The sequence below is a fragment of the Streptomyces sp. A012304 genome (assembly GCF_026008495.1).
Taxonomy (GTDB): Bacteria; Actinomycetota; Actinomycetes; order Streptomycetales; family Streptomycetaceae; genus Streptomyces.
Genome location: NZ_BQUN01000144.1, coordinates 22,403 through 37,068, shown reverse-complemented (window position 1 = coordinate 37,068; position 14,666 = coordinate 22,403). Strand labels below are relative to the sequence as shown.

Genomic DNA, 14,666 nt, shown 5'->3' with positions numbered 1-14,666 from the left:
CCCCCGAGCGCCCGCGGCCGGCCGTCGCCGCCGCTCCCCGCCGACGGCTCCGGCTGCTGCTGCCCACGCCCACCGGCACCCCGTTCACCTTCGCCTACGCGGCCGTCCTCGCCGTGACCTCCTACGTCGCCGCCCACGCCGACGCCGCGCTCGTGCACCAGCTGCACCAGGCGTCGAGCACGGACGTGGCCCATCTGCTGCGCGCGCCGGCGCAGGTGCTCGTGGCCAGTGCGCTGTGGGTCGCGGGCGGCTTCACCTCGCCGTTCGTGGTCGGCTTCGTGCTCGTCCTGACCGCGCTGGAGCGCCGTGTCGGCGGTCTGCGCACGGCGGGCGTCTTCCTGCTGGGGCATGTCCTCGCCACCCTCGCGACCGAGGTGCCCGTCGGCCTCGCCGTCCTCGTGGGGCACCTCCCCGACAGTTCCCTGCACCGCCTCGACTACGGCATCAGCTTCGGCGTCGCCGCGAGTGTCGGGGCGCTGGCGGGCCTGCTCACGCCCTGGCTCCGGTGGTCGATGCTCGCCCTGTTCGGCGGCCTGCTGGTCCAGGACCTGCTCGCCTTCACGGACCCGCTGACGAACTGGGGTCATCTGATCGCGCTGGCCGTGGGCATCGGGACCTGGCCGTGGGTGCGGCGCGCCCCCGGGCGCCCGGCGGCCGGTGCGGTGGCAGCGTAGGTCCGGCGCCGGCCTTCAGGTGTCGTGGTCGACCGTGCCGTCCTCGCGCAGCGTGGGGTGGAGTTTCATCGGACCCTGGTCGTCGACGTCCGACGGGCGGGGCGGTTCCGGGCCGTCGGGGCCCATGCGGACGATGCGTTCGATACGGCAGATCCGGAACACCCGGTCCTCCACGCGGGCCTCGTCGGCCCGGCCGGCCGCCCGGAAGTCCTCGGCCGCCCGCGCGTAGAGGGCCCGCCGCGCCTCGTCGAAGCCGTACAGCAGCGCCCAGTACCGCGCCAGCCCGTCGTACAGCAGCCGACGGGCCTCGTGCGGAGTCGCCATGAGGGTGCCGTGCGGGATCCATCCGGTCTCCTCACGTTCGGCCACCGCGAAGCCGATCGGCAGGCGGACCACGTCCGGATGGGTCAGCACGGCCCGCGCGGAGTCCTCGCGGACGGAGGCGGGGAAGCGGACGCCCGTGTACGCGAAGTCGCGCAGCCCCAGCCGCAGGGCGCCGGCCATCGGGCCCTCGTCCCGGCCGGGGTCGAGCACGAAACCCACGTCCGGGGAGGGGCTCTCGTCCCGGCCGTCCCAGGAGAGGTCCGCCGGTTCCGGATCGGTGGGCCGGGGCGGCTCCAGGCCGTAGTCGCCGGTGCGGCCCAGCTCGTCGCCGCGCACCACCCGGTAGCGCACGCCCAGGGCCTCCACCTTGTCGGCCGGCTCCCGTTCCAGGACGGCGACGGCGGCGAGCAGTTCGCGCCGCGCGGCCGGGTCGTCGGTGCCGTCCCTCGCGGTGAACCACAGGTGCGAGTTCAGGCTGTCCCGGGCCTGCTGCGGCATGCAGCTCACGACCGGCTTCAGCAGCCGCCAACACGCCTGCGGGGCGGCCGGATCCAGCACGGCCACACCGAAGACGGGCCCCCGCACGGCGATGTGCGGATAACGCCGGGACGCCTCGACCGCGTCCGCCTCGGTCACCCATGCGACGGGATCGTCCCGCCGGACCAGCTCCGCTTGGAGGTCGTCGAGCCGTTGCTTCCAGTCATCGGTCATGTGCGCATTGTGGTGGGGGCGGGTGGCCGGTTCGGGGCGAATGCCGTAAGTGGGGGTGGGCGGGGGCCGGGGTGCGCGCTCGGCCCGTGCGTTCGGCGTGTGTCGGAGGGCCGCTGCGTCAGGGGTCGGTCGCCCTCGTTCAGCCCGTGCGTCTGGCGCTCGTCAGGGGGGCCGTGACCGTCCAGCCCAGGGACTCGTACAGCCCCCGGCCGGCCGGGGTGCCGGCCAGGACGCCGAGTCGCGCCCCCTCGGTGGCGGCCGCTGTCTGCAGGGTGCGCATGACGGTGCCGCCGAGGCCGCGGCGGCGGTGCTCGGGGGCGGTCTCGATCTGGTCGGCGACGGCTGTGGCGCCGGTGGGGGCGATCTGACCGCGGGCGGCGAAGGAGCCGTCGGGGGCGGTGACCAGGGCGCGTACGACGCCGCCGCGTGTCCAGTGGCGCAGGCGGTAGCCGTCCGGGAGCCGGGCGGGTACCGCCTCCGCCCGCAGCGGCACCGTCATCAGCCAGCCGGGCTCCGGGTCCACCCACCAGCCCTCGCCGAGCCAGTCCCGCACCCGCGTCGGGTCCTGGAACACCTTGAGCCACACTCCGGCGGCGGTCACCCCGTCCGCGACCTTGCGCACGGCCGCCTCCTCCACCTCGTCGCCGACGCCCGTGAAGACGTGCCGGGACACGTGCGCCGGCCGGCCCACGTCGATGGTGAAGCCCCAGGGTTCCCGGACCGGGGGAGCGGCCCCGCGCGAGACCACCCAGCCGTCGACCCAAGCCCGTACCGTTCCGCCGCCGTCCACCGTGCTCCCTGAGTGTCGTAATGGGCTTATCGCTTTATTGGGCATTACTCAGTGGACGATAGGCGACCCTTCGGTGCCCGCGGCGGGTGTGATCGCTGAGAGCGAACGGCGGTCGGGGAACATTCCGAGGCTCACGTGCATTGAGTCGGCATAACTCAAGTTGACTGCCGAAGGGGAGATCATGGCTGCTGAGTCCGCAGCGTTCACACCGCTCACCCTGCCCGTGCTGCCGCTCGACGGCGAGGTCGTGCTGCCCGGGATGGTGGTTCCGCTCGACCTGAACGACGCCGATGTACGGGCCGCCGTGGAGGCCGCCCAGGCCGCCGCCCGTTCGGAGCCCGGAAAGCCGAAGGTCCTCCTGGTGCCCCGCGTCGACGGGACCTACGCGAGCACCGGTGTGCTCGGCACCGTCGAGCAGGTCGGCCGACTGGCCGACGGCGACCCCGGCGCCCTCATCCGCGGCCGCGGCCGTGTGCGGATCGGCGCCGGCACCACGGGGCCGGGCGCGGCGCTGTGGGTCGAGGGCACCAGGATCGACGAGAGCGTGCCCGAGCCCCTGCCCGGGCAGGTCGCGGAGCTGGTCAAGGAGTACAAGGCCCTCGCCACCGCCTGGCTCCGCAAGCGCGGCGCCTGGCAGGTCGTCGACCGCGTCCAGGCCATCGACGACGTCTCCGCCCTTGCCGACAACTCCGGCTACTCGCCCTTCCTGACCACCGAGCAGAAGGTGGAACTCCTGGAGACGGCCGACCCGGTCGCCCGTCTGAAGCTCGCCACCCAGCAACTGCGCGACCACCTCGCCGAGCAGGAGGTCGCCGAGACCATCGCCAAGGACGTCCAGGAGGGCGTCGACAAGCAGCAGCGGGAGTTCTTGCTGCGCCGTCAGCTGGAGGCCGTCCGCAAGGAACTGCGCGAGCTGAACGGCGAGAACGGCAAGGACGCCGCCGAGGAGTCCGACGACTACCGCGCCCGCGTCGAGGCCGCCGACCTGCCCGAGAAGGTCCGCGAGGCCGCCCTCAAGGAGGTCGACAAGCTGGAGCGGTCCAGCGACCAGTCCCCCGAGGGCTCCTGGATCCGCACCTGGCTCGACACCGTCCTCGAACTCCCCTGGAACGAACGGACCGAGGACGCCTACGACATCCAGGGCGCCAAGGCCGTCCTCGACGCCGAGCACGCCGGTCTGGAGGACGTGAAGGAGCGGATCACCGAGTACCTGGCGGTGCGCAAGCGGCGCGGCGACCGGGGGCTGGGCGTGGTCGGCGGGCGGCGCGGCGGTGCCGTTCTGGCCCTGGTCGGGCCGCCCGGCGTCGGCAAGACCAGCCTCGGTGAGTCCGTCGCCCACGCCATGGGCCGCAAGTTCGTCCGCGTCGCCCTCGGCGGTGTGCGGGACGAGGCGGAGATCCGCGGGCACCGGCGGACCTACGTGGGCGCCCTGCCCGGTCGTATCGTCCGGGCCGTCAAGGAGGCCGGGTCGATGAACCCCGTCGTCCTGCTCGACGAGATCGACAAGGTGGGCTCCGACTTCCGGGGCGACCCGGCCGCCGCCCTGCTGGAGGTCCTGGACCCGGCGCAGAACCACACCTTCCGGGACCACTACCTGGAGGTCGAACTCGACCTGTCGGACGTCGTCTTCCTCGCCACCGCCAACGTGCTCGAAGCGATCCCTGAGGCCCTGCTCGACCGCATGGAGCTGGTCCGTCTCGACGGCTACACCGAGGACGAGAAGGTCGTCATCGCCCGCGACCACCTGCTCCCGCGCCAACTGGAGCGGGCCGGCCTGGACACGGACGAGGTGACCCTCGGCGAGGACGCGCTGCGCAGGCTCGCCGGCGAGTACACGCGCGAGGCCGGCGTACGCAACCTGGAGCGGTCCATCGCCCGCCTGCTGCGCAAGGTCGCCGCCCAGCACGAACTGGGCGAGCGCGAGCTGCCGTTCACCATCACGGCCGAGGACCTGCGCGGGCTGATCGGACGGCCCCACCACGTGCCCGAGTCCGCCCAGGACCCGGCCGAGCGGCGCACGTCCGTGCCGGGCGTGGCCACGGGCCTCGCGGTCACCGGCGCCGGCGGTGACGTCCTCTACGTGGAGGCGTCCCTGGCCGACCCGGAGACCGGCGCGGCCGGCCTGACCCTGACCGGGCAGCTCGGTGACGTGATGAAGGAGTCCGCGCAGATCGCGCTGAGCTTCCTGCGCTCGCACGGCGCCGAACTGGAACTGCCGGTGGCCGACCTGAAGGACCGGGGCGTGCACATCCACTTCCCGGCGGGCGCGGTCCCCAAGGACGGCCCGAGCGCCGGCATCACCATGACGACGGCCCTCGCGTCCCTGCTCTCCGGGCGTCTGGTCCGCACGGACGTGGCGATGACCGGCGAGGTCTCGCTGACCGGCCGGGTCCTGCCCATCGGCGGCGTCAAGCAGAAGCTGCTCGCCGCGCACCGCGCCGGGGTGACCACCGTGATCATCCCCAAGCGCAACGAGCCCGACCTGGACGACGTCCCGAGCGAGGTGCTGGACAAGCTCGACGTCCACACCGTCACGGACGTCCGCCAGGTCCTGGAACTGGCGCTCGCCCCCGCGACGAACGGGGCGACGCCGGAGGTTCCGGTCGCGGCGTGACGGACGCGGCCGGATGAGGGAGGCCCGGGGCCCGTGAGGGACCCGGGCCTTCGCCGTATCCGTTCGGGGAATTCCGGGGAATGTGGGAGGAAGTGGCTCCCTTCAGGGTGTGGGGGGCGTCACACTGGCTCGACCGGTGGGGACGGCGTTCTGGGGGGACATGGACCGCGACGACAGAGTGAAGCGTGTGCTCTCCGCAGCAGGTGACGGAAAGCCGAATGTGGATCTGACCGGCGCGGGGCTGACGGAGCTGCCTCCGCAGCTCCGCGAACTCCGCCACCTCCGGCGCCTCAACCTCACGGCCAACCTCCTCTCGGAACTGCCCGACTGGATCGGGGAACTCACCGAGTTGGAAGCTCTCGATCTGGACGAGAACAGCGTCATTCGGCTTCCCGACTCGCTCTCCGGCCTGTCGCGGCTGGAGATTCTTTTCCTGGCGGGCAACGGTCTGACAGAGGTCCCGGCCGCGGTGCGCGCTCTTCCTCGTCTCCATGAACTGAATCTGCGCGAAAACCGCCTCACCACGCTCCCTGACTGGATCGAGGAACTCACCGAACTCGTCACCCTCAACCTGGACCGGAACGCCATCCTTCGTCTGCCGGAGTCGTTCGGTCGGCTCGACGGGCTGGGACGGCTCGACATGGACCACAACGGCCTGACGGAGGTCCCCCCACCCTTGCGCGGACTGACCTCACTGAGGGCGTTGTACCTGGCCGGCAACAAGTTGAGGGAACTACCCGAGTGGCTCTGGAGCCTTCGCGAACTTGGCACTCTGGAGCTGTCCGACAACCCCCTCGGGAAGCTTCCGGAACACATCGGCCACGCCGTTCACGTACGGCAACTCGGCCTCGGGCGCTGCGGTCTGACGGAACTGCCCGGCTCGATCGGCGCCCTGTCCCAGCTCACCGCGCTGCTCCTGAACCACAACCGGCTGCGGGACCTGCCGGACTCGGTGGGGAAGTTCTCGGACGGCGTCGGGCTCGTTGTGGGCGGCAACCCACTCACCGCCCTCCCCCCGGAGGTCGTCTCCGCCGGCACCCCCACCCTCCTCGCCTTCCTCCGCGAACGTGCCCGCGCCTCCGTCCCCCAGTGGTCGTCGAAGATCGTCGTCGTGGGGGAGGGCCGCGCCGGGAAGACCTCGTTGCTCAAGGCCGTGCGCAAGGAGACCTTCGACCCGCAGGAGAGCAGCACCCACGGGCTCAACGTGGACAGCCTGCGGCTCCCGCACCCGGACCCGGCGCACGACGGCGTCACCATGAACCTCGCCACCTGGGACTTCGGCGGGCAGGAGATCTATCACGCGACACATCAGTTCTTCCTCACCGACCGCTCCCTGTTCGTACTGGTCTGGGACGCCCAGGTGGGCTGGGAGGCGAGCAAGCTCTACTACTGGCTGGACATGATCAAGGCGAGGGCGCCGCGCGCGCCCGTCGTCCTGGTGGCGACGCACCTCGGTCCCCGTCCCGCCGAACTGCCGCTGGCGGAACTCCAGAAGGCCTACCCGGGCCTGATCGTGGACTCGCTGGCCGCCGACAGCGCGACCAGGGAAGGCATCGACGCGGTCGTCGAGAGCCTGGCCCGGCACGCCGCGAGGCTGCCCCTGATGGGGGTGCTGTGGCCGCAGACCTGGCTGCGGGCGGCGGAGGCCGTGCGCGCCGACCCGCGCAACCACGTCACACCCGAGGAGCTGAACCGGCTGCTGGCCACCAGCGGCGTCGCGGACCTCGATCATCAGCGCAGCCTGCGGGCGGCCCTGCACAGCCTCGGCGACATCCTCGCGTACACGGACGACCCGGAGCTGGAGGACATCGCCGTCCTGCGGCCGCAGTGGGTGACCGACTACATCAGCAAGGTCCTCGACTCCCGCCGGGTGCGGGAGTCGAGGGCGCTGTTCGCCCGCGGCCACCAGGCCGAACTGTGGAGCGACCTCGACCCGGGCCTGCGCCGGCACTTCGTCGTGATGATGGAGCACTTCGACCTCTCCTACCGCACCGACGACGGCACCAGCAGCCTCGTCGTCGAGCTGCTGCCGCTGGACCCGCCCGACTACGGGCCGCAGTGGGAGGCGGCCGAGCAGCCGCAGCACCGGGAGATCCGGCTGCGCTACCGCCTGCACACCGTGCCGCCGGGCATCCCCACCTGGTTCATCGCCCGCGAGCACCGCTTCACGGCGGGCCTGCACTGGCGCAGCGGCGCCCTGCTGCGCCAGTCCACCGAGGACGGCGACCACACCGCGCTGGTCACCGTGGACCGGCTGACGAAGACCGCCGAACTACAGGTGCGCGGGCCCTACCCGCAGAGCTTCTTCGCGGTGCTCAAGGACGGGTTCGAACAGACCCTCCAGCGCTACCCGGGCCTGGAGATCACCCGGCTCGTGCCCTGCCCCGGCCGACTGCCCGACGGCTCGGACTGCACCCACGAGTTCCTCATCGAGCAGCTCAAGGACCGGCTGGCGCGCCGACCCGCGCTGGAGAAGATCGAGTGCCCCGTCGACTACGACCACCATGACGTCCGACTGCTGCTCCAGGGCATCGAGTCGCCGACCGCCCACATCTCCGCGCGGATGGCGCAGGAGACCAAGGAGGCCGTGCAGACCCTCCAGTCGATGGTCGAGCAGCAGGGGCGGGACCAGGCGGCAGGGCGGACAGACCTGCTGGAGCAGTTGCAGCTCGCGAAGGCCCAGCGGCTCGCGGTCGCCGCGGAACAGCAGCGGGCGGCGCTGGCCGCCTGGCACGGCCGCCTGAGCCACCGAGGCATGAGATCCCCGACGCTGCTGTCGGTCACCCAGGTCGACCGGCGGCGCGCCCTGGGGCTGCTGCCCGGCTCCGTGCTGCGTCTGCGGCTGTACTGCGAGGCGCCGGGCGCCTGGCACCCGGTGCCGGGGCACGAGCCGTACGAGGTGCGGGCGACCACTCAGAAGAAGATGGAGCTGCTGCCGTACGTGCGCAGGGTGCTCCAGGTGCTGCGGTACGCCGTTCCGGTGGCGGAGGCGGAGCTGGGGGTCGCGGCCGACGACGTGAACAAGCAGCTCAAGGACGACATCGCGGCGATGGAGGCGCTGGTGGACGAGACCCGAGGCTTCGACGACTGGGATCCCCACGACGACTCCTGGGGCCTGACCGAGACGGAGTGGGGCACGCAGTTCGATGCCACGCTCGCCCTGCTCGCCAAGCTCGACCCCGACCGGCGCTGGGGCGGGCTCAGCAAAGTGGTGACCCCGGAGGGCGACACCTTCTGGCTCTGCGGGCAGCACGCCCGGCCGTACCTGCCGCCTCGCCCGCAGCCCCCGCACGCCGACGACACCCCGGCCCTGCCGCCGGCGTGAGCCGCCCGGCGATGGCGTAGGCATGCCAACACGCTCGGCCGGTGGAGAACTACGCACGTAGAATCGGGTCCGGGCGACCGGATCAGGAGTGCTGACGTGCGCGAGGGCGGAAACGGCGACGGACACGGGGGTGTGTCCGAGACCCTGCCGAGCGGTGTGGACCAGGAGTTCCTGTCACTGGAGCGGGAGCTGACGGTGCTGCTGCGCCGTGCCCGGGCGAACCAGGGCGAGATGGCCCGCGAGGTCCATCCGGACCTGGAGTCCGCCGCGTACGGGCTGCTCGTGCGGCTGGAGGAGTGCGGGCGGCAGCGGGCCACGGAGCTCGCCGGCTACATCGGCGTCGGCAAGGCCACCATGTCCCGGCAGCTGCGCGCCCTGGAACAGCTCGGCCTCGTCACCCGCGAGCCGGACCCGGCGGACGGACGCGCCTGGCTGGTCGACCTGACCGAGGAGGGCCGCGTCCGGGTGCGCCGGGTCCGCGAGGCCCGCCGCGCGCGCTACGTCAGCCAGCTCTCCCACTGGGACCGCGGGGAGGTCGCCGAACTGGCGCGCCTGCTCCACCAGCTGAACCAGGGCATCGCCCGGTAGCCACCTCGGCCGGTCCGCTGCCCGCTCACAGCTCCACGTACACCGCCGTCGCGTCGTCGTGCCGCTTGGCGCGGCCCAGGAACACCCGCTCGGTGTCGGCGCGTTCCAGCTCGCGCACGCGCCGCACCAGCGCGCCCGGGCCGTCCTTGCGGACGTAGGTGAACAGGTCCGCCCAGTCGCCCTCACGGAACGTCTCCGTCCAGCGCGTCGCCCCGTCGCTGAGGGCGGCCAGGGCCGCCACGCGGGTGCGCGCGACGGCGCCGGTGACGGCGCGGGCGGACACCGCCGGGTCCGCCGCGGCCGTGAAGAAGCCGCCCTCCTTGTTGCGGGCCCGCGAGTCGCAGATCTCCTGGCTCGCCAGCAGGGCGCGCGGGAGCCGGGCCAGACGGTCGTCGAGGACCGGGGTGACCGTGCCGTCGGGAGAGGCCAGCAGGACGGCCGCGTCGGACAGGACGAGGTACTCCACCGTCTCCGGCGTCCAGCGCGCGAGAGCCACCGTCGCCTGAGGGGTGCGCGGGTGAGAAAGGTCACAGGTTTCGGCGTGGGCGTCGGAGGTACGCGCGATGGCGCGGGCCAACGCCTCGACCAGAGGAACATCCGGGAGTGAAACGGTCAGTTCGGTCAGGGCCCCGCCCAGACGCGCGGTATACCAGGGGACCGAATGCAGACAGCCCGTGCTGCCTCGTGGCGGCGTCACTCCGTCCAGGACGACGAGCGAACCGCCCTGCCCGGAGGCGGGAAGTCCGACGCTCGCGAAGTCCTCGTTGGGGCGGTGCCGGTCGCCGGGCTCCGACACAAGTTCCGTACGCATCCAGCCAGTCTGCACGAGCCCTTCACACCCGGCGCAAAAGGCTGGCATCGCCCCCCGCACCAGCGCACAGGCGCAGGTCAGACGTCTGATTTGGGAGGGAATGAAGCGCTCCGGGAAGACGTGGTGGCGAATACTGCCAAAGCCCGCCGCCCACGTCCAACCGGCCCTCCCCACAAGGCCGTCGCACACGCCAGAGGAACTTGCCCGCCAACTCCCCTCCGATGTTCACTCCTTCGGGTGGCGGGGCAGGCGATGCGCGAACCCCGCCCACCGGCACTGGGAGGGTCGGAAACCGTACCGGACGTACGCACCAGTTGACGGAGCGTCATCCGGCCCATGGGTAACGAGTCAGGAATGCGAGCACCGGTGCAGAAGACGCGGCCTCGGCGCACAGGCAGGCAGACGGCCTCCGAGGGGGGCGCGGAGGGTACCCCTGTAGGCAAGGGCCGCCCGACCCACGTACGCAACCGGCTGATCGTCGCGGTGGCCGTGGTGGCCGCCGCCATCGCGGGTGCCGGCGCGCCCTCCGTCCTCGCCGCCTCCGGGCAGCTGAAGGACTCCCAGGACCTGGTGACCCTGGCCGAGCGGACCCAGGACGCCCTGGCGCTCGCCCAGTCGGTCGCCGACGAGCGCGACCAGGTCACCACCTACGTCGCCGCCGGCCGCACCAAGGCCAAGGCGCCCTCGACGCAGGCCAGCGCCCGGGTCGACCGGCAGGTGCGGGAGCTGACCGCCCACGCCGACACCTCCGCCGCGCTGCGCGGCACCCTCGACGGCATCGCCGCCGTCCGCCAGACCGCCCTCACCGGCAAGAGCACGGCGCTCCAGGCCCACCAGGCCTACTCCGCGGCCATCACCGCGCTGCACGCCCTCGTCGAGGACCTCGCGGAGCAGATGCCGCCGCGCGCGGGCTCCGGAGCGTACGCCCTCGCCGAGCTGGACACCGCCGTCCAGCAGGCCGCCGCGGCCCGCGGGCTGCTGCTGGCCGCGCTGAACGTGCCGACGTCCACCGAGAGCGTCTACGACCCGATCACCGGCGAGACGTCCGACAAGACCGTCTCCTCCGAGGCCGACACCAAGCAGCGCGACGCGCTCACCGCCGCCGCCCAGCAGGCCCGTCTGCGCTCCGACACGGCCCTCACCGCGTTCCGCGAGAGCGCCCCCGAGCGGGCCGTCGCCTCCTACGACTCCACCGTCACCGGCGGCGACGTCGAGACCGCCGACACGTATCTGGCGACCCTCACCGACCAGCCGCGCCTGAGCGACGACGAACTCGGCACCAGCGCGGCGAAGGTCGACGCGGCCCTCTCCGCCCGCGTCGACCTGATGCGCGGCGCCGAGTCCTCCCTCTACGACAAGCGCACCAAGGACCTCGCCCAGCTCCGCGACGACGACGTCACGGCGCTGGAGATCCGCGTCGCCCTCCTCGGCGCCCTGCTGCTGATCGCCGTCGGCATCGCCACCGCCATGGCCCGCAGCCTCACCCGCCCGCTCGCCGTCCTGCGCCTGGGCTCCGCCCGGCTGGCCGGCGCGGAGCACCCGGCGGCCGAGGAACCGGTGCGGTTCACCGGCCGCAACGACGAGTTCGCCCAGGTCGTGCGTTCCGTCAACGCCCTGCACGAGCACGCCGTCGCCCTCCACGAGCGCGTCGCCACCCTGGAGTCCGACCGCAAGCACCTCGTCGGCCAGCGCCAGAAGATGGCCGACGCCCGCGAGGAACTGCGCGCCGAACTCTCCGACGCCGCCGACCGGCTGGAGCGGCTGCGCTCCACCATCAGCGGCACCTTCGTCAACCTCTCCCTGCGCACCCTCGGCCTCGTCGAGCGCCAGCTCGCCGTCATCGAGGGCCTGGAGGAGCGCGAGCAGGACCCCGACCGGCTGGCCACCCTGTTCAAACTCGACCACTTCGCCACGGTCATGCGCCGGCACAGCGAGAACCTCCTCGTCCTCGCCGGCCAGGAGCACGTGCAGCAGCACGCGGGCCCGATCCCGCTCGTGGACGTCGTCCGGGCCGCCGTCAGCGAGATCGAACGCTACGAGCGGGTCCGCATCTCCGCCCTGCCTCCGCACGCGCACGTGGCCGGCTTCGCCGCCGACGACCTCTCCCACCTGCTGGCCGAACTCATGGAGAACGCCACCTCGTTCTCCCCGCCGGACCTGCCCGTCGAGGTCTCCGGCTGGCTCCTGGAGAACGGCGAGGTCATGCTCTCCGTCCAGGACGAGGGCATCGGCATGACCGAGGAGCGGCTGACCCGGCTCAACGCCCGCCTCACCGAGTTCGAGCCCGACACCCCCTACGACCAGGAGGGCGAGGACGGCCTCGGGCTCGGCCTGTACGTCGTGGCCCGCCTCGCCCACCGGCACGGCGTCAGGGTGCAGCTGCGCGAGCAAAAGCAGGGCGGGGTCGCGGCGGTCGTCGTCCTGCCGACGTCCCTGCTGGCCACCGCCCCGGCCGCCGCGATCCCGACGGCCGCGCCGGCCGCCTCGGCCCCGCACGCCTTCTCGCTGCCGGGCGCGGACGCGGAGGCCAACTCCAACGTCCTGCCCGGCCGCACCCAGCAGGGCACCGACCCGCTGGTCGCCCTGGCGGAGAAGACGGTCCGCGAGACGGAGGCGGAGACCTCGGCCGAGACGACGGTCCGCGGGGCGGAGGCGGAGACCCCGGCCGAGACGACGGTCCGCGGGGCGGAGGCGGAGACCCCGGCCGAGACGACGATGGAACTACTGCTGCCGGAGCCGCAAGGGGAAGCGGACGGGGAGCAGGAGGAGCAGGACGAGCAGGAACAGGGGGAGCCGGCGGGCGACACCGCCCCCGGACCCGCGGCCACGGGCGACGGCGAGGCCCCCTCACCGGAGCCCGCCGACGCGGAAGCCGACGCGGAAGCCACCGCAAAAGCCGAGACGGAAGCCGAGGCGGAACACACCCGCGTCCCCGACGAGCCGGAGGAGCTCGTCACGGACAAGGGCCTGCCGAAGCGCACACCCAAACTCACCTCACCCGCCCCGGCCCCGCGCCAGCGGACCGGGTCCGTCGACGCCGAAGCACTCCGTCGCCGTCTGGGCGGCTTCCGCCGGGGGGCGGAGGCCGGCTACCGCGACGTGGAGGCGGAGATCGCCGAACAGACGGCCCAGAACAAGGCACCCGCACCTCAACCAGCACACGCACACGCCGAAGAAGACACGGGGGGCACAGTCGAGGAGGCAAGCAGTTGACCGCGCCCAGTACCTTCGGACTGAGCAGTGAAGCCCGAAACCTGCACTGGCTGTTGACCAACCTTGTGGAGGAAGTGCCCGGCATCCAGTCCGTCGCGGTCGTCTCCTCCGACGGCCTGTTGCTGCTCTCCTCCGACCCGGGCCGCAACACCGCGGCCCGCCAGGCCCAGGGAGCCAAACCCGCCGGCCCGCGCGGCTCCTCCGCCGACCTCGCCACCATCGTCTCCGGCATCGGCAGCCTCACCATCGGGGCCGCCAAGCTCATGGAGTTCGGTGGGGTCAGGCACACCATGGTCGCCATGGACGAGGGCAGCCTCTTCGTGATGTCGATCAGCGACGGCTCCCTGCTCGGCGTCCACGGCTCCGCCGACTGCGACATGAGCGTGGTGGCGTACCACATGGCCCTCTTCGTGGGCCGCGCCGGCCATGTCCTGACTCCGGAACTCCGCAGCGAGCTGCGGCAGTCCCTGGAGTCCGCGGCGGCGGGGGGCACCCGATGAGCGGCGCCCCGAGGGACCCGCGGCAGCCGCGCGAGGGCAGGCAGCAGCTCCCGGTGCGCGGCGGCGACCGCAAGCCCGCCCGGGTGCGCCCCTACTCGCTGACCGGCGGTCGCACCCGCTTCGGTCACGTCCTTCTCGTGGAGACGTTCGTGGCGACCACGGGTGAGCTCGAGGCGCCCGAGGAGCGCAAGGAGCTGACCGGGGTCACCGCCCGCGCCATCGGCGGTGGGGGAGGTTCCCCCACCACCCGGGTCATGCCGGAGCTGCGGGCCATCGTCGAACTGTGCCGCCGTATGCGTACGGTGGCCGAGATCGCCGCGCTGCTGAGGATGCCGCTCGGAGTGGTCCGGGTGCTCCTCAGCGATCTCGCGGACCAGGGAAAGATCCGTGTGTACGGCACCGGGACCGGTCACGGCACGGGCCGTCCCGACCGCGCTCTGCTGGAAAGGGTGCTGAGTGGACTCCGCCGTCTCTGACGCCGCCCCCTCCTTTGGCGTCTCCCCTCTCGTCGACGAGCCCGACGAGGAGCTGAAGTCATGGCAGACGGACCGCACCCGCGCCCCCGTCGCCACCAAGATCGTGGTGGCGGGCGGCTTCGGCGTCGGCAAGACCACCCTGGTCGCCGCGGTCTCGGAGATCACGCCCCTCCAGACGGAGGCGCTGATGACCGAGGCCAGCGAGGAGACCGACGATCTCACCGGCACCCCGGAGAAGACCACCACCACGGTGGCCATGGACTACGGCCGCATCACGCTCGACGACGACCTGGTGCTCTACCTGTTCGGCACGCCGGGCCAGCAGCGGTTCTGGTTCATGTGGGACGACCTGGTGCGCGGCGCGATCGGCGCGGTCGTCCTCGCCGACACCCGCCGGCTGAAGGACTGCTTCCCCGCGCTGGACTACTTCGAGAGCTGCGGGCTGCCGTACGTCGTCGGCGTCAACCACTTCGACGGCAGTGAGCTGTTCGAACCGGAGGACGTGCGCGAGGCCCTCACCATTCCTCCGCATGTGCCTGTCATGATCATGGACGCGCGTCGCCGGATCTCCGTGATCGAGACCCTCCTGGCCCTGGTGGGCCACGCGCTCGACGAAACCCCCGAGTAGGAGACACCCCCG

The 14,666-nt window shown here is 72.5% G+C and carries 11 protein-coding genes; 8 read left to right on the top strand and 3 right to left on the bottom strand.

Features of this window, described 5'->3' with window-relative positions:
• Positions 1-674 (top strand): rhomboid-like protein (locus ALMP_RS34845; RefSeq protein ID WP_264935757.1); only part of this gene is annotated, 674 nt, incomplete at its 5' end.
• Between the two features lie 15 nt (positions 675-689).
• On the opposite strand, the gene ALMP_RS34840 is transcribed toward ALMP_RS34845, so the two are convergent.
• A complete protein-coding gene (locus ALMP_RS34840) occupies positions 690-1,709 on the bottom strand; it encodes a DUF5954 family protein (protein WP_264935756.1) in 1,020 nt (339 codons plus the stop codon).
• Between the two features lie 139 nt (positions 1,710-1,848).
• Complete coding sequence (locus ALMP_RS34835; RefSeq protein WP_264935755.1) at positions 1,849-2,544, bottom strand: GNAT family N-acetyltransferase; 696 nt, start codon at positions 2,542-2,544, stop codon at positions 1,849-1,851.
• Positions 2,545-2,680: 136 nt separating this feature from the next.
• Between ALMP_RS34835 and lon the strand changes: the two genes are divergently transcribed.
• The 3 genes from lon (at position 2,681) to ALMP_RS34820 (ending at position 9,026) form a co-directional block, all read left to right on the top strand.
• On the top strand, positions 2,681-5,113 hold the full coding sequence (lon, locus tag ALMP_RS34830; RefSeq protein ID WP_264935754.1) for an endopeptidase La: 2,433 nt from the start codon (positions 2,681-2,683) through the stop codon (positions 5,111-5,113).
• Positions 5,114-5,300: 187 nt separating this feature from the next.
• Positions 5,301-8,438, top strand: a complete 3,138-nt coding sequence (locus tag ALMP_RS34825) for a COR domain-containing protein (protein ID WP_264935753.1) — start codon at positions 5,301-5,303, stop codon at positions 8,436-8,438.
• Between the two features lie 96 nt (positions 8,439-8,534).
• Positions 8,535-9,026 carry a MarR family winged helix-turn-helix transcriptional regulator gene (locus ALMP_RS34820; RefSeq protein WP_264935752.1) on the top strand — a complete coding sequence of 164 codons (492 nt, stop codon included), beginning with the start codon at positions 8,535-8,537 and terminating at the stop codon, positions 9,024-9,026.
• A 25-nt stretch (positions 9,027-9,051) separates the two neighbouring features.
• Here ALMP_RS34820 and ALMP_RS34815 read toward each other — a convergent pair whose 3' ends face one another.
• The gene (locus ALMP_RS34815; RefSeq protein WP_264935751.1) at positions 9,052-9,837 is read right to left on the bottom strand and encodes a protein phosphatase 2C domain-containing protein; all 786 of its coding nucleotides are present in this window, start codon (positions 9,835-9,837) and stop codon (positions 9,052-9,054) included.
• Between the two features lie 354 nt (positions 9,838-10,191).
• Here ALMP_RS34815 and ALMP_RS34810 point away from each other — a divergent pair, with 354 nt between their 5' ends.
• From ALMP_RS34810 to ALMP_RS34795, 4 genes are read left to right on the top strand one after another with little or no spacing between them, the layout of a single operon-like run.
• Positions 10,192-13,050 carry a nitrate- and nitrite sensing domain-containing protein gene (locus ALMP_RS34810; RefSeq protein WP_264935750.1) on the top strand — a complete coding sequence of 953 codons (2,859 nt, stop codon included), beginning with the start codon at positions 10,192-10,194 and terminating at the stop codon, positions 13,048-13,050.
• On the top strand, positions 13,047-13,550 hold the full coding sequence (locus tag ALMP_RS34805; protein WP_264935749.1) for a roadblock/LC7 domain-containing protein: 504 nt from the start codon (positions 13,047-13,049) through the stop codon (positions 13,548-13,550). The genes ALMP_RS34810 and ALMP_RS34805 overlap by 4 nt, the downstream gene beginning before the upstream one ends.
• On the top strand, positions 13,547-14,026 hold the full coding sequence (locus ALMP_RS34800) for a DUF742 domain-containing protein (RefSeq protein ID WP_264935748.1): 480 nt from the start codon (positions 13,547-13,549) through the stop codon (positions 14,024-14,026). The genes ALMP_RS34805 and ALMP_RS34800 overlap by 4 nt, the downstream gene beginning before the upstream one ends.
• Complete coding sequence (locus ALMP_RS34795; protein ID WP_264935747.1) at positions 14,007-14,654, top strand: ATP/GTP-binding protein; 648 nt, start codon at positions 14,007-14,009, stop codon at positions 14,652-14,654. The genes ALMP_RS34800 and ALMP_RS34795 overlap by 20 nt, the downstream gene beginning before the upstream one ends.
• The last annotated feature ends 12 nt before the right edge of the window (positions 14,655-14,666 follow it).

Coding starts and splice junctions, on each gene's coding strand:
- ALMP_RS34800 (WP_264935748.1), top strand. CDS start 13,547: ATGAGCGGCGCCCCGAGGGACCCGCGGCAGCCGCGCGAGGGCAGGCAG.
- ALMP_RS34840 (WP_264935756.1), bottom strand. CDS start 1,709: ATGACCGATGACTGGAAGCAACGGCTCGACGACCTCCAAGCGGAGCTG.
- ALMP_RS34815 (WP_264935751.1), bottom strand. CDS start 9,837: ATGCGTACGGAACTTGTGTCGGAGCCCGGCGACCGGCACCGCCCCAAC.
- ALMP_RS34810 (WP_264935750.1), top strand. CDS start 10,192: ATGCGAGCACCGGTGCAGAAGACGCGGCCTCGGCGCACAGGCAGGCAG.
- ALMP_RS34835 (WP_264935755.1), bottom strand. CDS start 2,544: ATGCCCAATAAAGCGATAAGCCCATTACGACACTCAGGGAGCACGGTG.
- lon (WP_264935754.1), top strand. CDS start 2,681: ATGGCTGCTGAGTCCGCAGCGTTCACACCGCTCACCCTGCCCGTGCTG.